This window comes from Streptomyces sp. NPDC059248 (assembly GCF_042753905.1).
Taxonomy (GTDB): Bacteria; Actinomycetota; Actinomycetes; order Streptomycetales; family Streptomycetaceae; genus Streptomyces.
Window position 1 is genome coordinate 23,472 of sequence record NZ_JBHYZV010000051.1, and the last position, 23,454, is coordinate 46,925.

20 protein-coding genes and 1 pseudogene are annotated in these 23,454 nt (G+C 72.2%); 9 read left to right on the top strand and 12 right to left on the bottom strand.

Annotated elements, in window-relative coordinates; translation table 11 throughout:
- Complete coding sequence (locus ACFXG1_RS21815; RefSeq protein WP_384722238.1) at nucleotides 1-195, bottom strand: hypothetical protein; 195 nt, start codon at nucleotides 193-195, stop codon at nucleotides 1-3.
- A 194-nt stretch (nucleotides 196-389) separates the two neighbouring features.
- Here ACFXG1_RS21815 and ACFXG1_RS21820 point away from each other — a divergent pair, with 194 nt between their 5' ends.
- Nucleotides 390-1,643, top strand: a complete 1,254-nt coding sequence (locus ACFXG1_RS21820) for a Twin-arginine translocation pathway signal (RefSeq protein WP_384722235.1) — start codon at nucleotides 390-392, stop codon at nucleotides 1,641-1,643.
- Nucleotides 1,636-1,956, top strand: coding sequence for a 4a-hydroxytetrahydrobiopterin dehydratase (locus ACFXG1_RS21825; protein WP_384722232.1), 321 nt, complete (start codon nucleotides 1,636-1,638; stop codon nucleotides 1,954-1,956). The genes ACFXG1_RS21820 and ACFXG1_RS21825 overlap by 8 nt, the downstream gene beginning before the upstream one ends.
- A gap of 79 nt (nucleotides 1,957-2,035) precedes the next feature.
- Here ACFXG1_RS21825 and ACFXG1_RS21830 read toward each other — a convergent pair whose 3' ends face one another.
- Nucleotides 2,036-2,809, bottom strand: a complete 774-nt coding sequence (locus ACFXG1_RS21830; protein WP_384744186.1) for an SDR family NAD(P)-dependent oxidoreductase — start codon at nucleotides 2,807-2,809, stop codon at nucleotides 2,036-2,038.
- 46 nt (nucleotides 2,810-2,855) lie between these two features.
- Here ACFXG1_RS21830 and ACFXG1_RS21835 point away from each other — a divergent pair, with 46 nt between their 5' ends.
- Complete coding sequence (locus ACFXG1_RS21835; RefSeq protein ID WP_384717898.1) at nucleotides 2,856-3,371, top strand: hypothetical protein; 516 nt, start codon at nucleotides 2,856-2,858, stop codon at nucleotides 3,369-3,371.
- A gap of 30 nt (nucleotides 3,372-3,401) precedes the next feature.
- On the opposite strand, the gene ACFXG1_RS21840 is transcribed toward ACFXG1_RS21835, so the two are convergent.
- From ACFXG1_RS21840 to ACFXG1_RS21860, 5 genes are all read right to left on the bottom strand, one after another.
- The gene (locus ACFXG1_RS21840) at nucleotides 3,402-3,881 is read right to left on the bottom strand and encodes a DUF5680 domain-containing protein (protein ID WP_384717900.1); all 480 of its coding nucleotides are present in this window, start codon (nucleotides 3,879-3,881) and stop codon (nucleotides 3,402-3,404) included.
- Between the two features lie 70 nt (nucleotides 3,882-3,951).
- Nucleotides 3,952-5,169 carry a serine hydrolase domain-containing protein gene (locus ACFXG1_RS21845; protein ID WP_384744189.1) on the bottom strand — a complete coding sequence of 406 codons (1,218 nt, stop codon included), beginning with the start codon at nucleotides 5,167-5,169 and terminating at the stop codon, nucleotides 3,952-3,954.
- 42 nt (nucleotides 5,170-5,211) lie between these two features.
- Nucleotides 5,212-6,006: an energy-coupling factor ABC transporter ATP-binding protein gene (locus ACFXG1_RS21850; protein WP_384717902.1), complete on the bottom strand. Its 795-nt coding sequence runs from the start codon at nucleotides 6,004-6,006 to the stop codon at nucleotides 5,212-5,214.
- Nucleotides 6,003-6,776, bottom strand: a complete 774-nt coding sequence (gene cbiQ / locus ACFXG1_RS21855; RefSeq protein ID WP_384717904.1) for a cobalt ECF transporter T component CbiQ — start codon at nucleotides 6,774-6,776, stop codon at nucleotides 6,003-6,005. Before cbiQ ends, ACFXG1_RS21850 begins: the two co-directional genes overlap by 4 nt.
- A 2-nt stretch (nucleotides 6,777-6,778) precedes the next feature.
- A complete protein-coding gene (locus tag ACFXG1_RS21860) occupies nucleotides 6,779-8,047 on the bottom strand; it encodes an energy-coupling factor ABC transporter permease (protein WP_384717906.1) in 1,269 nt (422 codons plus the stop codon).
- Nucleotides 8,048-8,284: 237 nt separating this feature from the next.
- Between ACFXG1_RS21860 and ACFXG1_RS21865 the strand changes: the two genes are divergently transcribed.
- A complete protein-coding gene (locus tag ACFXG1_RS21865; protein WP_384717908.1) occupies nucleotides 8,285-8,716 on the top strand; it encodes an SsgA family sporulation/cell division regulator in 432 nt (143 codons plus the stop codon).
- Between the two features lie 183 nt (nucleotides 8,717-8,899).
- On the opposite strand, the gene ACFXG1_RS21870 is transcribed toward ACFXG1_RS21865, so the two are convergent.
- Both ACFXG1_RS21870 and ACFXG1_RS21875 read right to left on the bottom strand, forming a co-directional pair.
- Nucleotides 8,900-11,131, bottom strand: coding sequence for an MMPL family transporter (locus ACFXG1_RS21870; RefSeq protein ID WP_384710816.1), 2,232 nt, complete (start codon nucleotides 11,129-11,131; stop codon nucleotides 8,900-8,902).
- A 318-nt stretch (nucleotides 11,132-11,449) separates the two neighbouring features.
- Nucleotides 11,450-12,030 (bottom strand): annotated as a pseudogene (locus ACFXG1_RS21875) (TetR/AcrR family transcriptional regulator).
- A gap of 277 nt (nucleotides 12,031-12,307) precedes the next feature.
- Between ACFXG1_RS21875 and ACFXG1_RS21880 the strand changes: the two are divergent.
- Nucleotides 12,308-15,919: a S41 family peptidase gene (locus ACFXG1_RS21880; RefSeq protein ID WP_384744193.1), complete on the top strand. Its 3,612-nt coding sequence runs from the start codon at nucleotides 12,308-12,310 to the stop codon at nucleotides 15,917-15,919.
- 29 nt (nucleotides 15,920-15,948) lie between these two features.
- A complete protein-coding gene (locus tag ACFXG1_RS21885) occupies nucleotides 15,949-16,830 on the top strand; it encodes an LLM class F420-dependent oxidoreductase (protein WP_384710807.1) in 882 nt (293 codons plus the stop codon).
- 111 nt (nucleotides 16,831-16,941) lie between these two features.
- Here the strand turns inward: ACFXG1_RS21885 and ACFXG1_RS21890 are convergent, their stop codons facing one another.
- The 3 genes from ACFXG1_RS21890 to ACFXG1_RS21900 form a co-directional block, all read right to left on the bottom strand.
- On the bottom strand, nucleotides 16,942-17,832 hold the full coding sequence (locus ACFXG1_RS21890) for an alpha/beta fold hydrolase (RefSeq protein WP_384710804.1): 891 nt from the start codon (nucleotides 17,830-17,832) through the stop codon (nucleotides 16,942-16,944).
- Nucleotides 17,829-19,325, bottom strand: a complete 1,497-nt coding sequence (locus tag ACFXG1_RS21895; protein ID WP_384710822.1) for a flavin-containing monooxygenase — start codon at nucleotides 19,323-19,325, stop codon at nucleotides 17,829-17,831. The genes ACFXG1_RS21890 and ACFXG1_RS21895 overlap by 4 nt, the downstream gene beginning before the upstream one ends.
- A gap of 380 nt (nucleotides 19,326-19,705) precedes the next feature.
- On the bottom strand, nucleotides 19,706-20,506 hold the full coding sequence (locus ACFXG1_RS21900; protein ID WP_384710800.1) for an exodeoxyribonuclease III: 801 nt from the start codon (nucleotides 20,504-20,506) through the stop codon (nucleotides 19,706-19,708).
- A gap of 117 nt (nucleotides 20,507-20,623) precedes the next feature.
- On the opposite strand from ACFXG1_RS21900, the gene ACFXG1_RS21905 reads away from it, so the two are divergent.
- From ACFXG1_RS21905 to ACFXG1_RS21915, 3 genes are all read left to right on the top strand, one after another.
- Complete coding sequence (locus tag ACFXG1_RS21905; RefSeq protein ID WP_384710797.1) at nucleotides 20,624-21,112, top strand: GNAT family N-acetyltransferase; 489 nt, start codon at nucleotides 20,624-20,626, stop codon at nucleotides 21,110-21,112.
- A 119-nt stretch (nucleotides 21,113-21,231) separates the two neighbouring features.
- On the top strand, nucleotides 21,232-22,146 hold the full coding sequence (locus ACFXG1_RS21910) for a helix-turn-helix domain-containing protein (protein WP_384710794.1): 915 nt from the start codon (nucleotides 21,232-21,234) through the stop codon (nucleotides 22,144-22,146).
- A 212-nt stretch (nucleotides 22,147-22,358) separates the two neighbouring features.
- Nucleotides 22,359-23,348 (top strand): methyltransferase, encoded by a 990-nt coding sequence (locus ACFXG1_RS21915; RefSeq protein ID WP_384710819.1) that lies wholly within the window; start codon nucleotides 22,359-22,361, stop codon nucleotides 23,346-23,348.
- Nucleotides 23,349-23,454 lie beyond the last annotated feature (106 nt).

Sequence of the window (23,454 nt, forward strand, 5' to 3'; positions counted from 1 at the left end):
TCAGTGGTGGTGTTCGGGGTGCCGTCGCAGCAGCACATTGCAGTCGCTGACCCGCGACATGTCCCCCGTGGCCCGTGCCTTGCCTCGCTCGGCGACGAGCGCCGCGCACGCCGCGCAGCCGGGCACCGGGCTCGGGGGATCCAGCGACAGGCGGAAGACCGGGGGGAGATTCGTGGTCGCCTTCGAAGCCACCATGGCGTTGCGTCCTTCTTCAGTGCGGAGCCCGACGCCGGGCTTCGACGGCACGTTCCGGAGTGCTTTGACACTCCGGTTTCACGTACCGATCATGACCAACCACCAAGAGTCACCAATAGGTCGCGGGGTGGCCACGCGCGGCCAGATCACGGCCACGGCTCCATAGCAGAGGTCGCACATCGCACACTGGCACCATGAGTCGCAACGACGCACTCCGAGCCGCACGGCTCCACGCCGGTTGGCGCACCGTCGAGCAGGCGGCTGCGAAGCTCCAGCAGCATGGGCAGACACTGCTCGACGACCCGCATTTCACGATCTCCGCACGAACGTGGCGCCGCTGGGAGGGCGCCCGTCCTGGATGGCCGCCCGAGGAAACCGCGCATGTACTCAGGGACGCTTTAGGACGTTGGCCGGAGGACCTCGGGTTCACCACGCCACCCGGGTGGATCCGCCCATTGGAGCAGCGGGAGGACGATGTGAAACGCCGTGGGTTCGTCTCCGTCACTGCGGCGGCTCTCGTTCCCGGACCGGCGCCGATCCAGCATGTCGATCCTGCCCTCATCAGCTATTTTCAGGACCAGCTGGAAGGGCACTACCGCGCGGATATGTTCCTGGGTCCACATGACTTGATCGGGACGGTATCCGCCCAGTACCAACTCATTGACAAACTCGTGCGCTCCGCAAAAGGGGAGACCCGGCGGGGCTTACTGCGAATCGGCGCCGCCTACGCCGCACTCGTCGGCTGGTTGTACCAGGACGCGGGCGACATGAGCGGCGCCGCCTTCTGGCGTGGCATCACGCACGAGTTGGCAACCCGCTCCCGCGACCCGAATCTGATGGGGTACGCCCTTGTCAATCAAGCTCAGGTCCGGACGGACTTGGGGGACGGAGACGCAACCATCGACTTGTGCGGAGCAGCCCTTGAGCATGTGGCGGCGCTGACGCCGAAAGTTCGGGTCATGTCGCTTCAGCAGCAGGCGCACGGCGCGAGCCTCACCGGCGATCGCAGAGCTGTGGACCAACTTCTTGACGAGGCCGCAACGCTGTTGCCTCGCGTCGATGACAACCTGCCGTGGGGAAACGCTTGCCGTCGCACCCCGGGCTATCTGGAGGTCCAGCGGGCTACGTGCTACGGCCGTCTTGGCTGTGGCGGCGAGGCGGTATCCCTCTGGGGCCAGGTCCTCTCACTGGTGCCGGAAACAGCTCGCAGGGATCGAGGCGTGTACCTGGCGCGCTATGCGACGGCTGCCGCTATGGCCGGGGATCCGGACCAAGCGCTTGAATTGGCCCGTAGCGTCTCTCCCGTTGCGGTCGAAACACGCTCAGCCCGCCTGGCAAAGGAGTTGGACACTCTGGAGCGGTCCATGAGCCCGTGGCACGCTACTTCCGTAGGCCGGGAACTCTCCGATGTCCTGGCGCCTGTCATCCTGAGGGGAGCGCATGACTGAGGCACCTGTTCCGCTGACGGAGGACGAGATCGTTTCGGCCCTGCGGGACGCCCCCGGCTGGTCGCGTGAGGGCGACGAGATCAGTCGGAGTTTCCGTATCCGGTACCACGGCGGGGTCGCGATGATCGTGCATGTCGCCGATGTCGAGCGGCTCATCGGGCATCACGCCGATATCGACCTCCGCTGGGACGGCCTCCGCTTCGGGATCACCACCCACGACGTGGGACACCGGCTCACCGCCGCGGATTTCGATCTGGCGCGCCGTATCGACGGCATCGCGGCGGCGCACGGCGCCGAGCCGGTCGGCGGGTGAACGCCTCACGACCGGTGGGACCGGTAGCGGTCCGGGCCCCGCAGCGGAACGCCGGGCCCGGGCCGCCGCCGGTGGGCCGTCAGCCGTCGCGGTTGATGGCCGCGAACCCCTTGTTGACCGCCAGGAGGCCGCCGTCCACGCGGAGGACGGTGCCCGTGATCCAGGACGCGTCGCGGGAGGCCAGGAAGGCGACCGCCGCCGCGATGTCGTCCGGTTCGCCGATCCGGCCCAGGGGGTAGAGCTGGTCGGCCAGGGCGTCGAGGAGGTCCTCACGACCGTCCCAGTTGCCGGTGCGGATCGTGCCGGGGTTGATCTGGTTGACGCGGACGCCGCGCGCCGCCGCGTCGCCCGCGAGGGTACGGGTCAGGGACGCCAGGCCCGCCTTGGCCGCGCTGTAGGCGTGGTTGCCGAAGTCCGCCTCGGCGTTGACGGAGCCGATGTTGACGATCGCGCCCCGGCCGCCCGTCGCGGCGAGATGGGGCAGGGCGGCACGGGCGCAGCGCACCGCGCCCATCAGGGTGATGTCGAGGTCGCGCCGCCAGAGCGTGTCGATGTCGTCCTCGGCGATATCGGTGTCGGGGGCGGAGGCGAAGGCGTTGTTCACCAGGACGTCGAGGCCGCCGAAGCGTTCGACGGCGTGGGCGACGGCCGCGTCGACCTGGGCCAGGTCGCCGACGTCGCAGACGAGGGCCTCCGCGCCCGGTATATCCGCCGCCGCGGCTTCGGCGGCGGGGCCGTCGATATCGGTGAGCAGTACCCGCGCGCCCTCGTCCGCCAGCCTGCGCGCGGTCGCCGCGCCGATGCCGCGGGCCGCGCCCGTGATCAGGACCCCGTAACCCTCGAAGCGTTTCATAAGATCGAAAGTACCGTCCCGATCAAGCCCTTCCGATAGGTCGGCGGTGGGAATCCGCCCCTGGGTCACCGACGAGGAGCGGGCGGCGGACAAGAGGTCGGCGGCGTCCGCGGCCGCGGCGGACGAGCAGGCGCGGAAGGACGCGGCGGCGGAGGCCGCGGCCCGGCGGCTCTCCTTCGGTGAGCCGTTCGTGTTCGAGAACGGTCTGAAGGTCACCGTGGCCCGGCCGGGGCCGTTCGTCCCGGACGAGTTCGCCATGGGCCACGCCAAGGGCAACAAGGCGATCTCGGTGACGGTCACCGTCGTCAACACCGGCACGGAGCGGATCGAGGTCGAGACGGGCCTGCCCGATGTCACCGACGCGGACGGGGCCACGGCCGAGCTGCTGATCGACGGCAGCGGCCGCCAGAAGGTCATCACCGGCTACGTCCTCCCCGGCAGGCAGGCCGTCGGCACATACGCCTTCTCCCTCCCGCCCGCGGCCGCGGACCGCGTCGAGGTCGAGTTCAACCCCGACGCGGGCCGGTGGGACGACGCCTACTGGTCGGGCCCCACCGGCTGACGCGGGGCCCGTCGACGGCGGGGAAGTTCGTCAGTCGAGGACGCGGCCCCCGTGGTAGCGCAGCTCGTACGCCCGTATCCCCGACGCCGTCGTGATGTGCTCGACGCCCCGGAAGCGGGCCACGTCGCCCGTCGACTCGTCCGTGTACGTCAGCCCGTCGATCTCGTACCGGAAACCGCCGAGGAACCGGCCCTCCCGGTAGAGCGCCGTCAGGGACGCGGTGACGACCTTCCCGGCCCGGCCGGCGTCGATGTCGCCGGTCAGGACGTATCCGTAGTAGTTCATGCCCCACAGGGGGCGGTCGGCCAGGTGGACCGTCTCCTGGCCGAGGAAGTCCGTCCCGCCGAAGTAGCTGTCGCGGTAGACCAGATCGCCCTCTCGGTACTCCAGATCGTGGGACGCGGTGCGGACGGACGGGATCTTCCCGCCGCCGCCCGCATAGGTCGCCGCCTTCGCCCGGACGACGAAGGATTCCAGCTCCGCCGGGCTCATCACAGGTGCTGTGCTCATGTTCACCGTTGTACGCGCCCGGTCCGACAAACGAGAAGCATCCATTCCGCTTCGGCTCCGGCCGGGGAGTTCACGACACCGACCGCACCGCCCGGATCAGCGCCTGGGCGCGGGGGTCGGCGGTCACGCCCTTGCGGAGGCCGTTGGTGACATAGCCGAAGGCGGTGCCCGTGTCCGGGTCGGCGAAGCCGAGGGAGCCGCCCCGGCCGGGGTGGCCGAAGGAGCCGGGGCCCAGCAGGGGCGCCGCCGGGCCGTGGAGCATGAAGCCGAGGCCGAAGCGGGTGGGGACGACGAGGACCCGGTCGGGGCCCGCGGACTCCTCGGTCCTGGCCAGGGTCAGCGTCGCGGGCGCGAACAGCCGGTGGCCGCCGTCGACGTCGCCGATCGTCGCGGCGTAGAAGCGGGCCAGCGCCCTGGCGGTGGAGATCCCGCCGGACGCGGGCTGTTCGGCGGCGCGGTACGCCGGGTCGTTCTCGTCCGGCGGCGGGGATATCACCCCGAACGCGCGCCGCGTCAGCGAGTCCGGGTCCCGGTAGGCCTCCGCCACGGACCGCTTCGGCCGCAGTGCCAAGCCGCCGCCCGCGGCCGCCGGGGGCTCCTCCACCGGCGCGATCCGCCCCACCCGGTGGGCCTCGTCCGCCGGGAGCCCGATCCAGAGGTCGAGCCCGAGGGGGCGGGCGATCTCCTCGGCGACCCAGCGGCCCACGGTCCGTCCGGTGACCCGCGGCACCAGCTCGGCGAGCAGCCAGCCGTACGTCTGCACGTGGTAGCCGTGGTCCGTGCCCGGCTCCCACACGGGGGCCTGGGCGGCCAGCGCCGCCGGGCCGCTGACGCCGTCGATCGCCTCGGCCGGGGTCAGCGGGCGGTCGAGCGCGGGCAGTCCTGCGCGATGCGCGAGGAGATGCCGTACGAGCACCCGTTCCTTGCCCGCCGCCTTGAACTCCGGCCAGTACGTGGCCACCGGCGCGTCGAGGTCGATCCGGCCCCGCTGGTGCAGCAGCAGGACGACGGCGGCGGCGACCCCTTTGGTCGCTGACCGCACGATCTGGGCCGTGTCGACGGCCCATGGCCGCGCGGTGCCGTCCGTGGGCGCGTCGGCGTCCCGGGTGCCCGCCCACAGGTCCACGACCTTGTGGCCGTCCCGGTAGACCGCGACCGCCGCGCCCCGCTCGCCCCGCTGTTCGAAGTTGCGGACGAAGGCGTCGCGTACCGGCTCGAAACCGTCCGCCACCGTGCCGCGTACGTCCACCACAGCCGCCTCCGTCCCCGTGTTCCCGCCTACGTGCATCCGTCCATGGTGCAACGTCCGGGGAGCGGGAAGACTTCCAGGTCAGTCGGGAAGGGCGGCGAGGGCCTTCGGATCGAAGCCGTACGGCAGCTCCAGCCGGTGCGTCCGCAGCAGTTCGGGGTCGGCGAGGAGACCGCCGGTGGGCCCGTCCGCGACCACCACACCGTCGGCGAGTACGACCGACCTGGGGCAGAGTTCCAGTGCGTACGGCAGATCGTGGGTCACCATCAGCACGGTGACGTCCAGCGACCGGAGGACGTCCGCCAGCTCCCGGCGGGACGCCGGGTCGAGGTTGGACGAGGGTTCGTCGAGTGCGAGGATCTCCGGCTCCGAGACGAGGACGGTCGCCACCGCGACCCGCCGCCGCTGCCCGAAGGAGAGATGGTGCGGCGGACGGTCCGCGTATCCGGCCATCCCGACGCGTTCCAGCGCCGCCGAAACCCGGCGCTCCAGTTCGGGCCCGCGCAGCCCGGCGGCGGCCGGGCCGAAGGCGACGTCCTCCCGGACCGTCGGCATGAAGAGCTGGTCGTCGGGGTCCTGGAAGACGATGCCGACCCGGCGTCTGATCTCGGCGATATGGGGCCGCGCGACCGGCAGCCCGCCGACGGCGACCGTCCCCGCGCCGCCGCCGAGTATCCCGTTGAGATGCAGGACGAGGGTAGTCTTCCCGGCGCCGTTGGGGCCGAGGAGTGCGACGCGCTCGCCCCGGCCGACGGTCAGATCGACCCCGAAGAGTGCCTGGTGGCCGTCGGGATAGGCGTACGCGAGTCCGCGCACACTCAGGGACGGCGGCGGAGACGAGGGCGTCGACGGCGGTGGCGGTTCCGAGGGTGTCATGGGGCGCTCCATTCCAGGAGGCGGACGGCGAGCGCGGCGGCGGGCAGGGCGGCGGCGGCCGTCCACTGGGCCCGGCTCGCGGCCGCCGTTGCGGTGCGGGGCATCGTGCCGGCGTAGCCGCGGCTGAGCATCGCCAGATGGACCCGCTCACCGCGTTCATAGGTACGGACGAAGAGCGTGCCCGCCGTCCGGGCCAGCACCCCCCAGTGGCGTACGCCCCGCGCCTCGAAGCCGCGCGAACGGCGGGCGATCGACATCCGCCGCAGATCGTCGGCGACCAGATCGCCGTAGCGGATCATGAAGGAGACGATCTGGACGAGGAGCGGGGGCAGCCGGAGCCTCTGGAGGCCGGACGGCAGGGCGCGGATCTCGGTGGTGGCGGCGAGCAGGACGGACGCGGCGACGCCGAGGGTGCCCTTGGCGAGGATGTTCCACGCGCCCCACAGGCCCGGTTCGCTCAGGGTCGTCCCCGCGACGGCGACGGTCTCCCCGGGGCCCGCGGGCACGGTGAACGGCAGCAGCAGCGCGAAGGCGACGAACGGCGCCTCGATCAGCAGCCGTTTCAGCAGGGTGGTGGCCGGGACGCGGGCCACGGCGGCGACGGCGGCGAGCAGGGCGGCGTACAGGACGAAGGCGGGGACCGCGTGGCGCGGGGTGGAGACCACGACGAGTACGAAGCAGAAGACGGCGACGAGCTTGCAGTGGGGCGGCAGGGCGTGGACGGCGGAGCGCCCGGGGACGTAGAGGCGACGGCTGGGCGCCGCGCCCATCGTCAGTCGCCCCAGGAGGAGTCCGAAGAGGAATCCGAAGAGGAACCCCCCGAGCCCCCGGAATCGGAGGATGAGATCGGCGGGTGCGGGAACTGGTACGGCGCCGGCTCGGTGGGGGACGGCGGGTCGGCGCGCCGGGGGCGGGGCCGGGACTGGGGACGGGGACGGGAGTACGTGGCCGTCCGTACCGCGACCGCCCGCCGCCGGCGCGTCACCGCCCGGAAGACCAGCGTGCCCGCGACGGCCGTGGCGCCGACCCCGGCGACGCCCGCGAGCCCGACCGCCAGCCGGTCGTTCGCGATGTCCCCGAACTCGTAGTCCGCGAGCGGCCAGTCCGCGGTCGCGTGGTCGTCGGCCGCATCCCCGAAGCCCTTGTCGCCGGCCACCCGTTCCAGGCCGTCGGGGCTGGTGGAGGCGTAGAAGGAGACGACACCCGCGAGGACCGCGGCGGCGGCGAGACCGGTGAGCAGAAAGGCCCGGGGCGAACGGCCGGGCCGGGTATCGGGGACCGGCGTCGCGGCGGGCGCGTCGACCAGGGCCCCGTCCACCCACACCTTCAGCGGTACGGCGACCCGGTCCCGGGCCCCGTACACCAGGTCGGGACGGACGGCGAGGACCGCGCCGACCGTCGCGGTCGTGATCACCGCCTCGCCGACGCCGATGAGGACGTGGACCCCGGTCATCGCGGCCAGCACGGTGCCGAAGGGGACGTCGGTGGTGCCGCCGATCCCGTAGAGGACGGCGAAGACGGCCGCGGACGCCGGTACGGACACCAGCGCCGCGGCGAAGGTCGCCACGGTGACGGCGCTCCGGCGGCGCGGCAGGACCAGGAGCAGGGCACGGAAGAGGCCGTAGGCGACCGCGACGGTGACGACGCCGATGAGGGTGATGTTCACCCCGAGGGCTGTGAGTCCCCCGTCGGCGAAGAGGACGCTCTGCAGGAGCAGGACGACGGCGACGCACAGCACACCGGTGAAGGGGCCGACGAGGATCGCGGCGAGCGCGCCGCCGAGGAGATGGCCGCTGGTCCCGGCCGCGACCGGGAAGTTCAGCATCTGGACGGCGAAGACGAAGGCGGCGACGAGCCCGGCGAGCGGCGCGGCCCGCTCGTCACCGGAACCGGAAACGGAAACGGAACCGGAGCCAGGGCCGGGGCCGGAGGCGGACAGTTCGCGGCGGGCGCCGCGCAGGCTCACCGCCACGGCGGCGACGGCCACGGCTCCGGCGGCGGCCGATACGGGTGCGTTGATGAATCCGTCGGGCACATGCATGGCGGGCTCCGGATCGGTTAGGCGATCGGAAGTGCGATGAAGGACCGGGATGGACCGGGAAGGAGCGGGAGGACCAGGAGGCGGAACACGGGAAAGCGCGGCTGGCGGCATCGATTCTGCTCCCCTGCATATCCATCGCAACTGCGTCGCACTGTCAAAAGAGAGCAAAGCGCGATCGAGCCCTCCCCCAAAATATGGGACATTAGAGGGTAAAGGAGACGTTGTGAGGAGCGGCCGATGTCCCCCACCACCACCGTCGAGGACCATGCCTGGGCGCGGATCGTCAGCGATGCGCCCCAGTACCGGCCGGTCCGCGTCTCGATGTCGTACGAACCCGCCGAGGACCCGAAGGCCGTACGGTTCGCCTTCCCCGGCGGCACGGGATGGACCTTCCCCCGGGAGTTGCTGGAGAGCGGCCTGCGCGCCCCGGTCAGAAGCGGTGATGTGGAGGTCTGGCCGTGCGGCCGGGCGCAGGCCGTACTGGAGTTCCACTCCCCGGAGGGCGTCGCGGTCGTCCAGTTCGACTCGAACGTACTGAGCCGGTTCCTCCGCCATACGTACGCGACGGCCCGCCCGGCGACCCCGCCCCCGGCCACCACCCCGGTGGCCCCGCCGATCACCACCGCCCCGGCGGCCGGGACCGACGGGACCGTCACTCCGACGGCGTAACCCCCCGCGACCTCCGCGACCTCCGCGCGACCCGCCCGTCAGGCCCCGCCCTACGCGAACGGGCCGCACCCCCCGATGGGGGTGCGGCCCGTCGCCGTGGTCCGTCCGAAGCGGCCGGATCAGCGAGTCATCGTCGTACGGTCACGCGCACGGCCATACGTACGGTCATACGGTTCAGGCGGGTCAGACGCCGACCAGCCGACGGTCCTCGTCCGGGTCCTGGGGCCGGTGCGCCAGCTCCTGCTGGAGCTTCTCGCCCTCCACGTCCACGTTCGGCAGCGCCTTGTCGAGCCAGCGCGGCAGCCACCACGCCTTCTCGCCCAGCAGGGCCAGGACCGCCGGGACGATCGCCATCCGGACGACGAACGCGTCGAAGAAGACCGCGATCGCCAGGCCGAAGCCCATCATCATGACCATCTGCTCGCCCGAGCTGATGAAGCCGGCGAAGACGCCGATCATGATGACCGCGGCGGCGGTGACCACCCGGGCCCCGTCGCGGAAGCCCGTGACGATGGTCTGGCCGGGCGTCTCGCCGTGGACGTACGCCTCCCGCATCCGGGTGACGAGGAAGACCTCGTAGTCCATCGCGAGACCGAAGACCACACCGATCATGAAGATCGGCATCATCGACATGATCGGGCCGGGCTGATCGACGTTGAACAGATCGGCCATCCAGCCCCACTGGTAGACCGCGACGACCGCGCCGAGCGCGGCCACCACCGAGAGCAGGAAGCCGAGGGCCGCCTTCAGCGGCACCAGGATCGACCGGAAGACCAGCACCAGCAGCAGGAACGCCAGGCCGACGACGAGCGCCAGATACGGCACCAGGGCGTCGTTCATCTTCTGCGAGAAGTCGATGTTCAGGGCCGTGGCACCGGTCACGAAGACCGCGGCGCCGGTGTCGGCCTTGAACTTCTTGCTCTCCCCGCGGATCTCCTCGACCAGCTTCTCCGTGTCGACGGAGGACGGCCGGTCCTCGGGCACCACGGTGATCATGCCGGTGTCACCGGCCTTGTTCAGCCCGTCCGGGACGATCACCGCGGCCACGCCGTCCATCTTCTCGACGACGCCGGCGACCTTGTCGACCGCGGCCTTGGGGTCCTGGCTCTTCTTGCCGTCGACGACCATCGTCAGCGGACCGTTGAAGCCGGGGCCGAAGCCGTCGGCGAGCATGTCGTACGCCTTGCGCTGGGTCGACGCCGGCGAGGACGAACCCTCGTCGGGCAGACCCACCTGGAGCGACCCCGCGGGAATCGCGATCAGACCGAGGCCGACGACCGCGGTGAGCAGGACGGCGACCGGGCGGCGCAGCACGAACTCGGCCCAGCGGACACCGGCCTTCGGCTTGGCACCGGGGACGCCCTGGCTGAGATCGGCCCCGGCCTTGCGGGCCTTGCGCGCCTTGCGGCCGAGGATCTTGTCGCCCGCGAAGCCGAGCAGCGCCGGGATCAGGGTGATCGCGATGACCACCGCGATCACGACGGTACCGGCGGCGGCGAAGCCCATCTTGGTGAGGATGGGGATATTGACGACCGCGAGTCCGGCGAGGGCGATGACCACCGTCAGACCGGCGAAGACGACCGCGGAGCCCGCGGTGCCGACGGCGCGGCCCGCCGCCTCCTCGCGCTCCCGGCCGTCGGCCAGCTCGGAACGGTAGCGGGAGACGATGAAGAGCGCGTAGTCGATACCGACCGCGAGGCCGATCATCATCGCCAGCATGGAGGTGGTGGTGCCCAGGTCGAGCACGTTCGCCAGGGCGGCGATGGTGGAGATGCCGACGCCGACCCCGATCAGGGCGGTGAGCAGCGGCAGACCCGCCGCGATCAGCGAACCGAAGGTGATCACCAGGACGATCGCGGCGATCAGGATGCCGATCATCTCGCTCGACGCGGCGCTCTGCTCGACCATGGTCGCGTCGCCGCCGAGTTCCACGGCGAGCCCGGCCGACCTGGCGTCCTTGGCGACGTCGGTGAGCGAGTCCTTGCTCTTGTCGGTCAGCTCCATGGAGTTGACCTTGTAGGTGACCACGATGTAGGCCGTGGAGCCGTCCTCGGAGACCGCGCCTCCGGCGTACGGGTCGTCGACCGACGAGATCTCGGTCGAGCCCTTCTTCAGGGCGGCGATGGCCTCGTTGACCTCGGCCTTGTTCTTGGGGTCGGTCATCTTCTGACCGGCCGGCGCCTTGAAGACGACCCGGCCGGTGGCCCCGTCGGCGCTAGCACCGGGGAACCGCTCGTCCAGCAGGTCGAACGCCTTCTGGGATTCGGTGCCGGGCAGGGCGAAGCCGGGGTCCTTGGGCGTGGAGGCGGCGGACGCCGCGACTCCGGCGAGGACGAGGAGCGCCACCCATATGAGGGCGACGAGCTTGCGGCGCCTGAAGGCGAACCGCCCGATCTTATAGAGGAACGTGGCCACGAGGGCGTTCTCCCGTTGGTGAGACGAACAGGGCAGGGGGAGTCGGCCCGACGACGAGAGCGGCGCGCGTCAGGTACGGGTCGTACGGGTCGTACTGGTGTTTCCGGTCGTGCTGGTGGTGCTGGTGGTGCGTGAGCAAGGGATGGGGAAGTGGGGAAGAGAGTGATCCGCTGAGGGCCGGGGTGGGGGTGTCCGGTCCTGGGGAAGTCCGGGGCTAGGCGGGGACCCGCCCGGGGAGCCCGGTCAGGGGTTTCCCCCGGGCCGGTACCGGTCCGGATCGCTCCCGGCGGATCCGGTCCACCGGCCGTACGGGACGCTTCATCGCGCCTCCAGGGCCGGCAGCACGACCGCGTCCACGTACCGGGTGAGGAAGTCCCGGTTGGGGCCGCGGTCCTCGATCATCTGGACGGCGAAGAAGAGACCGAAGAGCATGTGCGGGACGAACTCACGGGCCGGATTGTCCGCGCCGACCTCGCCGCGGTCGACCGCCCGGTCGACCACGGTCCGCAGCGCCGCCGTATCCGGCTCGATGACCTTCTTGCGCAGCGCGTCGAAGAGGTCCGGGTTGGTATGGACCGCGTGGACCAGACCCCGCAGCAGCGCGGAGTCCTTCTCCATCTCGCAGTCGTCCGTCCGCATCAGCATCTCGTGGAAGTCACCGCGGAGACTGCCGGTGTCGATCGCGTCGGCACCGGTCCCGGAGGTGTGGTGTGCTGGAGGGCGGTCGCCACCAGCTCGGGCTTGTTGTGCCACTGCCGGTAGAGAGTCGCCTTGCTGGAGCGGGTCCTGGTCGCGACGGCGTCCATCGTCAGGGAGTCGTATCCGACCTCGCGCAGCAGTTCGAGCACGGCTTCGAACAGCTCGTTCTCGCGCTCGGGTGTCAGTCGGCTGCGGGACATCGGTCGACCTCCCCTCTGGTGCTCCTGTCGGGCGTCTCCCCGGATCCCGGCCGCCGGTCGCGGAGCCGCCGCGCCCGGCGGCTTTCCACGTGATCCCGCGACCGCTTCCGAACGAAACGGTTTCGTACCCTTCAAGAGTAGGCCACGGTCAAAGCGAAACGGTTCCGTTTCGACTGTGGGTTACCTCACCCGGCACGGGCTCAACCCTCCCCCGCCGAATCGGGTTCGTCCGGACGCACGAGTTGCCTCGGCCCCCGCGGATGGAAAGCATTGGGGGGTGAGCGACGACGTGGCGTACCTCCGATACCCGCATCTCCACGGCGACTTGGTGTGCTTCGCCGCCGAGGACGACCTCTGGGTGGCGCCCCTCGCCGGGGCGGGCGAACCCCCGGGACGGGCCTGGCGGCTCACCGTCGACCGGACCCGGGTCGGCCACCCCCGGTTCTCCCCCGACGGACGCCTGATCGCCTATACGACCTGGCGGAGCCTCGACCCCGAGATCCATGTGGTCCCGGTCGCGGGCGGCGAGTCCCGGCGGCTGACCTATTGGGGGTCCGTCGACACCCGGGTCTGCGGCTGGGCCCCCGACGGACACGTCCTGGCCGTCTCGTCGCACGGCCAGCCGTTCTCGTACTTCTCCTGGGCGTACAGCGTCCCGCTCGACGGCGAGCCCGGCGGACGGCTGCCGTGGGGGCCCGTATCGGATATCGCGGTCGCCGATGTCGCCGACGAGCGGCGGACCCTGCTGCTCACCGGGAAGCCGCCGCACGAACCCGCCGCGTGGAAGCGCTACCGGGGCGGCGCGACGGGACGGCTCTGGCTGCACGGGAAGCGGCTGCTGGCCGGGCTCGAAGGGCATCTGGACTGTCCGATGTTCGTCCGCGGCCGGATCGCCTTCCTCTCCGACCACGAGGGCGTCGGCAATCTGTACTCGTGTCTGCCCGACGGCTCCGACCTGCGGCGCCACAGCGACCACGACGCCTTCTACGCCCGGCACGCGTCCAGCGACGGCACCCGGGTGGTCTACCAGTGCGCGGGCGAGCTGTGGATCGTGGACGATCCGACCGTCCCGGACGCGGTGCCGCGCCGGGTCTCGGTACGGCTCGGCGGGCCGCGCACGGGCCGGCGTACGTATCAGATCCCGGCGTCCGACCATGTCGACGCGATCTCCGTGGACGCCACCGGGCGGGCCAGCGCCGTATCGGTACGCGGCAGCCTCTACTGGCTCACCCACCGCGACGGACCGGCCCGCACCATCGCCGACACCCCCGGGGTCCGGGTCAGGATGCCGGTGATGCTGGGGTCCGGCGGCCGGGTGGCGTATGTGACGGACGCGGACGGCGAGGACGCCGTGGAGATCGCGTACATGCCCCGGGCGACCGGGCAGCACGCGCCCCGCCGGATCGCGTCGGGTGAGCTGGGGGTGGTCCGCGAGCTCGTGTCGGACCCGCAGGGGAAGCGGCTGGCGGTGGCCTCGCACGACGGCCGGCTCCTGCTGCTGGACACCGGGGAGGCGGAGGAGGCCGAGGAAGCCGGGGAGGCCGGGGAGGCGGAGAAGGCGGAGAGCCCCGAGGCCGCGGAGGACGCCGCGGCGCCGGAAGCGGGGGCCGAGAGGGGTACGGAGCCGGGCGGCGGTTCCGGGGTCGTACGGCTGCTGCGCTCCCTCAACGGCCCGGTCGCCGATCTCGCCTTCTCCCCCGACGGCGCCTGGCTCGCCTGGTCCCAGCCCGGGGTGGGCCGTACCCTGCGGCAGATCCGGATGGCACGGATGAGGGACCGTACGGTCGTCGATGTCACCAACGGCCGCTTCGAGGACGAGAACCCGGTATTCACCAGCGACGGCCGCTATCTCGCCTTCCTCTCCTGGCGCGGTTTCGACCCGGTGTACGACGTCCACACCGGCGACCTCTCCTTCCCGCTGGGCTGCCGCCCCTATCTCGTACCGCTGTCGTCGGCGACCCCGTCGCCCTTCGCGCTGCTGCCCGACGGCCGGCCCGCCGCCGGGGGTCTCGACCCGCTGGACGAGCCGGAGCCGCCCGCCGCCACCGCCGACGGCGCGGCGGACGGTGCCGCGGCGCCGGGCGCCGGCGGCACGGTCGTCGTGGTGGAGACCGAGGGTCTGGAGAACCGGGTGACGCCCTTCCCGGTCGCCGCGTCGAAGTACTCGGCGCTCCACCCGGTCGCCGGCGGCGGCCTGGTCTGGCTCCGCTGGCCGATCTCCGGCGCGCTGGGCGAGACGTTCGCGAACCCGGCCGACACCTCGGGCCGCCCCACCCTCGAACACTTCGACATCACCAAGGCGCGCCGTGCCGAACTCGTCGACCATCTCGACTGGTTCGCGGTCAGCGGCGACGGCAGCAGACTGGTCGTGGTCGACGAGGGCGAGCTGCGGGCCGTACCGGCGGCCGAGTCCGGTGACGGCGACAGCACGGTCTACATCGATCTGCGGCGGGTCCATCACGAGGTGATTCCCCCGGCCGAATGGCGCCAGGCGTTCGAGGAGGCCGGGCGGCTGTTCCGGGCGTACTTCTGGGACCCGGGCATGAGCGGGATCGACTGGCGGGGCGTACTCGACCAGTACCGCCCCCTGCTGGACCGGGTGGCGTCCCCGGACGAGTTCGCCGATCTGCTGCGGGAGGTCGCCGGCGAACTGGGCACATCGCACGCGTACGTCAGCCCCGCGCGCCGCAACGAGGGCCCGCCGCACTACCAGCGGCCCATGGGACTGCTGGGGGCGAACCTGGTCCGCCGGGACGACGGCTGGGTGGTCGGGCGGATCCTGCCGGGCGACTCGTCGGACTCCAAGGCCCGCTCCCCGCTGGCCGGTACGGGCATCCGCGACGGCGCGGTCCTCACTCATGTCGACGGCCGTCCGGTCGACCCCGTCGCCGGTCCCTTCCCGATGCTGTCGGCCGCGGGCGGTACGACGGTCGAGCTGACGTTCCGTACGGCGGACGGCACCTCGGGGGCGCCCGGTGCGGCCCCCGCGTCCCGGCGGGTCGCGGTCGTCCCGCTGGTCGACGAACGGCCGCTCCGCTACCAGGACTGGGTGGCCAAGCGCCGCGACGTGGTCCGGGAGCTGAGCGACGGCCGGTGCGGCTATCTGCACATCCCCGACATGGGCGGCTCGGGCTGGGCGCAGTTCAACCGGGATCTGCGCCTCGAAGTCTCCCGCCCGGCGCTCATCGTGGACGTCCGGGGCAACGCGGGCGGCCATATCAGCGAGCTGGTCGTGGAGAACCTGACCCGCAAGATCATCGGCTGGGACCTCACCCGGGACGCGCGGCCCGTCTCGTACGCCTCCAACGCACCGCGCGGCCCGGTGGTCGCCCTGGCGGACGAGGCGACGTCGTCGGACGGCGACATGATCACGGCGGCGTTCAAGCTGCTGAACATCGGTCCCGTGGTGGGCACCAGGACCTGGGGCGGGGTGGTGGGGATCTCGGGGTCGCACCGGCTGGTCGACGGCACCTCGATCACCGTGCCGATGAACGCGGCCTGGTTCGACGAGTACGGCTGGTCCGTGGAGAACCGCGGTGTCGAGCCCGATCTGGAGGCGCTGCGGACACCGCTCGACTGGGCGGAGGGGCGGTACGCGGGGCTGGACGACGCGGTACGGGTGGCGCTGGAGATGCTGGAGAAGCGTCCCGCGCAGGATCCGCCGGGGTACGAGGGTGTGCCGGACCTCAGCCGCCCGCCGCTGCCGCCGCGGCCGCAGGCGGGGGGTGGCGGTACTGGTGCCGGTGCCGGTCGCGGGTCCCGTAAAAAGACCACGAAGACGGCGAAGGCAACTAAAACCGCGAAGAAAGCTAAAACCGCGAAGGATGTGAAGGGTGTGAAGCCCGCCCGGAAGAAGGTCGCCCGAAAGAGGGACACCAAGCCGGAATAGCCTTGCGGGGAAAGGCTGTTGTACGCCGCATGACCTTTTCTTCGGACCATGGGAAGCTCGGCCGCGTCGGCGTCTGGAGCCTTGCCCTCCGCGCGGCTCCCGGCGCCACGGAGCTGACGGCCGAGACGGCGGAGGCCGTCGCCGAGCTGGACGAGCTGGGATACGGCACGCTGTGGATCGGCGGCAGCCCCTCCGTCGCCGAGTCGGCGCCGGTCGTGGCGGCCGGGAGCCGGATCCGGGTGGCGACGGGCATTCTGTCGATCTGGCAGCACACGGCGGCGGACGTCGCGGCGGGCGTGGCCCGGATCGAGGAGTCCGCGCCCGGCCGGTTCTTCCTCGGACTCGGCGTCAGCCACGAGAAGTTCACCCCCCAGTACGCCAAGCCGTACGGGGCGATGGTGGCGTATCTCGACGAGCTGGACGCGGCCCCGGTGCCGGTCCCGGCGGACCGGCGGCTGCTGGCGGCGCTCGGCCCGAAGATGCTGCGGCTCTCCGCGGACCGGGCCGGGGGCGCGCACCCCTATCTGGTCACCGCCGGACAGACCGCCGAGGCCAGGAAGCTCCTCGGCCCCGACGCCACTCTCGCGCCGGATCTGAAGGTGGTGCTGGAGCCCGACCTCGACCGGGCCCGGCGGATCGCCCGGGACAATCTCTCCTTCTATCTCGAACTGCCCAACTATCGGAACAACTTCGAGCGGGCCGGCTTCTCCGACGCCGACTTCGTGGACGGCGGCAGCGACCGTCTGCTGGACGCGGTCTTCGCCCTCGGTGACGTGGACCGGGCCCGGGAGCGGGTGCGGGAGTTCCTGGACGCGGGCGCCGACCATGTCGCCCTGAATGTGATGACGGATGAGGAGGGCCTGCCCCGGCGGCAGTGGCGCGAGCTGGCGGCGGCGCTGGAACTGACCTGAACCCCGGCCTGACCTGACCTGACCTCGCCTGGCCCGACCCGACCATGGGCACGGTCCGGCCGCCGGTTCCCTCACCGGCCGGACCGGGCCGGTCCGGGCGCCCGGGCGGGCTCACCCGGCGATCGGGGTCTCCTCCCGGCCGCCGAGGAACGTCCGCGCCAGTTCGCGCAGCCGCGCGGTGACCTCGTCGGGCACCTCCACGGGCGTCATGTGCCCGGCCCCCTCCAGCAGGACCAGCTCCCGGCAGTCGGGCAGCTGCGCCGCGAGCCGGTGGGCGAGGACGGGCGGGCTGAGCCGGTCGGCCGTCCCCGCCAGGACGACCGTGGGCACGTCGAGCGCGCGGACGCCGTCGGTCAGGTCCAGCGTGTCCAGGACATGGGCCCAGGACGAGCGGACGATCCTGGGGCAGGCATGGACGATCCGGGCGCACTCGGCGACCTGTTCCGCCGTGGCGGCCGGGCTGAGGGCGATATGGCGCAGCGCCCGGCGGGCGAGCGGCGTGACCGGCCCGAGGGGCGCCCGCGTCCGCAGGAGCGCCCGGGTGAGCCGGGTCCGCAGCGGGCCGCGCGGCAGCCGGGGCACGACCTTGGACTCCTCGACGAGATGCGCGGCACCCGTACTGGCCAGCAGGACGGCCGCCGCATGCTCGGTGAGGGCGGGGCGACCGGCCGCGGCCATGATGGTCATGGCGCCCATGGAGTGCCCGGCGACGACGGCCCGTTCACCGGGGGCCAGGGTGGCGCGCAGAACGGCTTCGAGGTCGTCGGCGAGGAAATCCGTACCGACCCGGCCCATCGCGGTGCGGCCATGGCCGCGCTGGTCGTAGACGATCACACGGTGGTCCGCCGACAACGCCGCGATCTGCGCGGACCAGAAGCGGGTGGAGCAGGTCCAGCCATGGGCGAGGACGACGGCGGGGGCGTCGTCGGGACCGTGGACCTCGATATGGAGCACGGTGCCGTCGGCGGAATCGGCCGTACGGATCTCCTGGCGGGCGCTCATGCGGCGGTCCCCGCCCGTGGTGCCCGTGACCCCCGTGGCGCTTGTGACCCCCGTGGCGCCCGGCGGATGATCTCGTACTCCCCCAGATCGACCTCGCGCACCGCCCGCCGGAACTCGGTCGCCGACCCCGGCCAGAGCGTCGTGTTGCGCCCGGACTCGTCCAGATACCAGCTCTCGCAGCCGCCGGTCGTCCAGACGCTGTCCCGCATGCGGTGGTCGATGAACTCCCGCCACCCCGCGACGGCCTCGGGCCTCGCGACGAGGGCCCGGTCCGGCCCGAGCAGGGACAGCTGGCGCATGAAGTCGGCGAGATAGTTCAGCTGCGACTCGATCATCAGGACCATGGAGGTGTTCCCGACGCCCGTATTGGGCCCGATGACCGTCAGCAGATTGGGGAATCCGTCGACGGCGGAGCCGCGCAGCGCCTCCATTCCCGTCTTCCAGCGGTCCGCCAGCAGAACGCCGCCCACGCCCCGGACCCGTTCCGCGACGGCTGTGCGGGTGACCCGGAACCCGGTACAGAAGACGATGACGTCCGCCTCGGTCTCCGTACCGTCCGCCGCGATCAGGGTGGAGCCCCGGATCTCCGCCAGGGCCGAGCCGACCAGGGTCGTATTCGGCCGGGCGAGCGCCGGATAGAAGTCGTTGGAGAGCAGGATCCGCTTGCAGCCCATGCGGTACGAGGGCGTGAGCGCGGCCCGCAGCGCCGGGTCCCCGATCTGCCGGGCCAGATGGGCGCGGGCGATGCCCTCACCGCGCCGCAGCCGGCCCGGATGCCGGGTGAACGACCCTACGAGGAGTTCCCGCGCGGCCCACAGTCCCGCGCGGCGGGCCGTCGCGGTAGCCGGGACATGGCGATGCAGCCAGCGTTCGGCGCCGGTGACGGGCCGGTCGCCCTTCGGCAGAACCCAACTGGGGGTGCGCTGGAAGAGCGTCAGGGCCGCGGCCTCCGGCTGGATCACCGGCACGATCTGGACGGCCGACGCGCCCGAACCGACGACGGCGACCCGCTTGCCGCGCAGCTCCGCACCGTGGTTCCAGCGGGAGGAGTGGAAGATCTCGCCCGGGAAGCCGTCCGCGCCCGGGATATCGGGGATCCGGCCGTCGGAGAGGGGCCCGGTGGCGGAGACGACGACGTCGGCGGTGAGATCGCCGCCGCTCGTCCCGATCCGCCACAGCAGTTCGTCGTCGTCCCAGGCCGCCGACCGCACCTCGTGGTGGAGGCGCAGATGGGGCCGGATCCCGAAGAGGTCGGTCACCCGCTCCAGATAGGCGCGGATCTCGTCCCGGCCGGAGAAGACCCGGCTCCAGTCGGGGTTGGGGGCGAAGGAGAAGGAGTAGAGATGCGACGGTACGTCGCAGCCCGCGCCCGGATAGCTGTTGTCGCGCCAGGTGCCGCCGACGGAACCGGCCCGTTCGAGGACGACGAAGTCGGTGATGCCTTCCCGGCGCAGGCGTACGGCGGCGCCCAGGCCGCCGAAGCCGGAGCCGATGACGGCGACCCTGACGTGCGGGGCGCGGGCATGCGGGGGATCGGGATCCGGGGGCGCCGCGGGCCGCCGCCGGGTCCCGGACCCCCTCCGTACCGCTGTCGTCCTGCCGCTGTCGGCTCATTCCGCCTCCCCGGTGTTCCCCACGGGTATGCCCGTGCCCATGCCCTGCGCATGCGCCGGATGTGAACGCGCCGGTGCAGATGGCGGGTTCGGGTGGTTCCGGTGAGTCCGTACGATCGCGCCGGCAGTCACCGGCATGATCCGAGAATAAGACAGCGGCCCACCGAGCGGACGGCGTACGGCGACGGCTCACAGTGGGACGGGACAGGACGTGACGGGCGGCACACCCGCGCCGCCCGGTCCCCCGCCGCCGCCCCGCCCTACCGCTGCTCGAAGACCGCCGTCACCGGCGCGTGGTCGCTCCACCGGTCGGCGTGGGTGGCGGCGCGCTCCACCTGCGCCTTGGCCGTACGGGCGGCGAGCCCCGGCGTGGCGACCAGCAGATCGATCCGCCAGCCCGTGTCGTTGTCGAAGGCCCGGCCCCGGTAGGACCACCAGCTGTACGGGCCCTCCTGGTCCGGGTGGAGGGCGCGGACCACGTCCACGTACCCCGCCTCCTCGTAGACCCGGGTCAGCCACTCCCGCTCCTCGGGCAGGAAGCCGGAGGACTTGCGGTTCGCCCGCCAGTTCTTGAGGTCGGCCTCCCGGTGGGCGATGTTCCAGTCCCCGCAGACCACGACCTCCCGGCCCTCCCCCTCGGCCCGCGCGCGCAGCGCCCGCAGATAGGGCAGGAACTCGTCCATGAACCGGTACTTCTCGTCCTGCCGCTCCGTACCGACCTCACCCGACGGCAGATACAGGCTGGCGACCGTGACACCCGGAAGGTCCGCTTCCAGATACCGGCCGCTGTCGTCGAACTCCGCCGACCCGAATCCGGTCCGCACCGCGTCGGGCTCCCGCCGGGTGTACAGCGACACCCCGGCGCGCCCCTTCGCCGCGGCGGGCGCGTGCGCGGTGAACCAGCCCTCCGGATTCCGTACGGACTCCGGAAGCTGCTCCGGCTCGGCCCGTACCTCCTGGAGGCAGATCACATCGGCCCCGGTCGTGGCGAGCCACTCGACGAAGCCCTTCTTCGCGGCGGCGCGGAGGCCGTTCACGTTCACGGAAGTCACGGTCAGCATCCGGGCAGCCTAACCCGCCGGCGGTCCCGTGACCGGACCGCGGCGGCCCGTTACGCGACCCCCGTCACACCCGTCGGAGCAAGCGCCCCAGGGGGCCGAAAACGTACGATGAGCTGCATGGATATTCGCAGGGTCGCGTTCGACCACCCCGACGCCGTGAAGCTCAGCGACGAGGTACGGCTCGAATACATGAAGCTGTACGGCCCCGAGGACGGCGGCGACGCCACCCCGCTCGACATCACGATGTTCGCCCCGCCGCACGGGCTGTATCTGGTCGCGTACGACGACGGGGGCGACCCCCTGGCGACCGGCGGCTGGCGCGCCCAGGAGGACAATCCGGAGGGGTACGCGGACGGGGACGCCGAGCTGAAGCGGATGTACGTGGTCCCGCGGGCGCGCGGACGCGGCCTGGCCCGGCGGATCCTGGCGGCCCTGGAGGACGACGCGCGGACGGCCGGCCGCAGCCGGATGGTCCTGTCGACGGGCTCGGCCCAGCCGGAGGCGATCGCGCTCTACGCGTCCTCCGGTTACGAGCCCGCCCCGACGACCTTCGGCCACTACCGCGACCACGACGACGTCCGCTGCTACGTCAAACCGCTGTCCTGACCCCCTTCCGCCCCTGCTGCCCCGGCCCGGCCGGGATCGGCTCCACCGGTCGGCCTGATTTCGGCGCCGCGGAACATTCGTCCAAGACAGGGCCTTCGCGGTCGGGTCTGATGGTGGCCATGAGCGGCGACGCGGCGGGGCACGTACCCGCGGACCAGGACACGGCGGACGGCTGGGAGGTCGCCCACCCCCGGCCGAACCGACCGGGCGGGCCGGGCGGACCCGGCAGACCGGGCGGATCGACCGGATCGACCGGATCGACCGGATCGACCGGATCGACCGACGGTACGGCTCTCACGGGCGTCCGGATGGCCGGGTTCCGCGACCGGGCCGCCGTCGGGCTCGATCTGCGTGTCCTGCCCCAGCCCGTCGTGACCGTCGTCATCGGGCTCGGCGAAGCGCCGCTCACGGTGGAGAGCGCCACGGGACGGCGCGCCGTACGAAGCCTCGTCGCCCCGCTGTCGCCCGGCCGGGCGCGGGTCCTCGGGACCGGCGTCGCCTGTGTCGAGATCCAGCTCTCCCCCGGCGCCGCCTACACCCTGCTGGGCGTCCCGCCGCGCGAACTGGACGGCGCGGTCACCGATCTCGCGGACCTGTGGGGCGAGCCCGAGCGGCGCCTCAGGGACCGGATGACCGGCACCCCGGACTGGCAGGAACGGCTGACACTGGCGCACGAGTTCCTCGCGCGGCGGTCCGTACGGGCCCCGCGGCTGACGCCCGAGGTCGCCGCCGCCTGGGAGACCGTCGTGGCCCGCCGTGGCCGGGTCAGAGTCGACGACCTCGCCGCGTCCTGCGGCTGGAGCCGCAGGAAACTGTGGTCCCGGTTCACCGACCAGATCGGGATCACCCCCAAACGCGCCGCCGTACTGGTCCGCTTCGACCGGGCCGCGCGGGCGCTGAGCGCGGGGGCGAACGCCGCCGCCACCGCCGTGGCCTGCGGATACGCCGACCAGCCCCATCTCCACCGGGACGTACTGGCCCTCGCCGGGTGTACCCCCGGCGCCCTGACCGGCCTGCGGACGTCCGCCGGCTGACCCGTACCACCCGCCCGAGAAGACCAGCCGAGATCAGACGAGATCAGACGAGACCAGCCGAGAAGGGACACCATCGCATGACCGGCGACGAAGCCCGTCCGACGAACTCCGCCGACTCCACCGACTCCACGGACCCCACGGACCCCACCGGCCCCACCACCGACCAGGCCGGCGCTCACGCCGACCCCACCGCCCGGAATCTGCTCGCCCGGATGGTGTTCGGGACCATGGCCGCGCAGACCCTGCGGGCAGCGGTCCGGCTGCGGGTGGTCGAGCTGATCGGCGACGCGCCGCGCGGGGCCGGCGAGGTGGCCGCCGACGCGGGGACCGCGACCCTGCCCATGACCCGGCTGCTGCGGGCCCTGGCCAGTCTGGGCCTGCTCCGGGAGCACACCCCCGGGATCTTCTCGGTGACCCCGGCCGGAGCGCTCCTCCACCCCGACCGGCCCGACTCCTTCGCCTCCTTCGTGACGATGTTCACCGATCCGATGATGACCCGCGCCTGGGAGCGGCTCGACGACAGCGTCCGTACCGGCGAGATCGCGTTCGACCAGGTCTTCGGTACCGACTTCTTCCGCCATCTCGGGCAGCACCCCGAGCTGTCCGCGGCGTTCAACAGCTCGATGAGCCAGGCCAGCAGGGACACCGCCGCCGTACTGCCGGGCGCCTTCGACTTCGGCCGCTTCACCAAGGTCACCGATGTCGGCGGCGGTGACGGCACCCTCCTGGGCGCCGTACTCGCCGCGCATCCCGGTCTGACCGGCGCGGTCCTCGACACGGCGGAGGGCCTGGCCGAGGCGCCGGGAAACCTGGCGGATCTCGGCGTACGGGACCGCTGCGACCTGCTCACCGGCGACTTCTTCCGCGCGGTCCCCGAGGGCTCCGACCTCTATCTGATGAAGAGCGTCCTGCACGACTGGACGGACGACCAAGTGGTCACCATCCTCACCAACTGTCGCAAGGTCCTGCCGCCCGAGGGACTCGTCCTCATCGTGGAGCCGGTGCTTCCGGAGGTCGTGGACCCGGCGGGCGGCGGGCCCTATCTGAGCGACCTCAACATGCTGGTGAACGTGGGCGGACGCGAACGGACCCGTGCGGACTTCGAGGAGGTGTGCCGGCGGGCGGGGCTCGCCCTCACCTCGGTCACGCCCCTCCCGAAGGCGCCGCCGTTCTGCCTCGTCGAGGCCGTGGCGGCGGACTGACCCCGGTCCGCCGATCCGCCGATCCGCCGGTCGAGCCGTCCGCCGGTCCGCCGGTCGAGGCGTGCCCCCCCGGGGCCCCCGGAGCCCCCCCCCCGGCGGGGGGGGC

Excerpts from the sequence above, each read along its gene's own strand:
- ACFXG1_RS21815 (WP_384722238.1), bottom strand. The coding sequence starts at position 195 with ATGGTGGCTTCGAAGGCGACCACGAATCTCCCCCCGGTCTTCCGCCTG.
- ACFXG1_RS21820 (WP_384722235.1), top strand. The coding sequence starts at position 390 with ATGAGTCGCAACGACGCACTCCGAGCCGCACGGCTCCACGCCGGTTGG.
- ACFXG1_RS21825 (WP_384722232.1), top strand. The coding sequence starts at position 1,636 with ATGACTGAGGCACCTGTTCCGCTGACGGAGGACGAGATCGTTTCGGCC.
- ACFXG1_RS21830 (WP_384744186.1), bottom strand. The coding sequence starts at position 2,809 with ATGAAACGCTTCGAGGGTTACGGGGTCCTGATCACGGGCGCGGCCCGC.
- ACFXG1_RS21840 (WP_384717900.1), bottom strand. The coding sequence starts at position 3,881 with ATGAGCACAGCACCTGTGATGAGCCCGGCGGAGCTGGAATCCTTCGTC.
- ACFXG1_RS21845 (WP_384744189.1), bottom strand. The coding sequence starts at position 5,169 with ATGCACGTAGGCGGGAACACGGGGACGGAGGCGGCTGTGGTGGACGTA.
- ACFXG1_RS21850 (WP_384717902.1), bottom strand. The coding sequence starts at position 6,006 with ATGACACCCTCGGAACCGCCACCGCCGTCGACGCCCTCGTCTCCGCCG.
- cbiQ (WP_384717904.1), bottom strand. The coding sequence starts at position 6,776 with ATGGGCGCGGCGCCCAGCCGTCGCCTCTACGTCCCCGGGCGCTCCGCC.
- ACFXG1_RS21860 (WP_384717906.1), bottom strand. The coding sequence starts at position 8,047 with ATGCATGTGCCCGACGGATTCATCAACGCACCCGTATCGGCCGCCGCC.
- ACFXG1_RS21865 (WP_384717908.1), top strand. The coding sequence starts at position 8,285 with ATGTCCCCCACCACCACCGTCGAGGACCATGCCTGGGCGCGGATCGTC.
- ACFXG1_RS21885 (WP_384710807.1), top strand. The coding sequence starts at position 15,949 with ATGACCTTTTCTTCGGACCATGGGAAGCTCGGCCGCGTCGGCGTCTGG.
- ACFXG1_RS21890 (WP_384710804.1), bottom strand. The coding sequence starts at position 17,832 with ATGAGCGCCCGCCAGGAGATCCGTACGGCCGATTCCGCCGACGGCACC.
- ACFXG1_RS21900 (WP_384710800.1), bottom strand. The coding sequence starts at position 20,506 with ATGCTGACCGTGACTTCCGTGAACGTGAACGGCCTCCGCGCCGCCGCG.
- ACFXG1_RS21905 (WP_384710797.1), top strand. The coding sequence starts at position 20,624 with ATGGATATTCGCAGGGTCGCGTTCGACCACCCCGACGCCGTGAAGCTC.
- ACFXG1_RS21910 (WP_384710794.1), top strand. The coding sequence starts at position 21,232 with ATGAGCGGCGACGCGGCGGGGCACGTACCCGCGGACCAGGACACGGCG.
- ACFXG1_RS21915 (WP_384710819.1), top strand. The coding sequence starts at position 22,359 with ATGGTGTTCGGGACCATGGCCGCGCAGACCCTGCGGGCAGCGGTCCGG.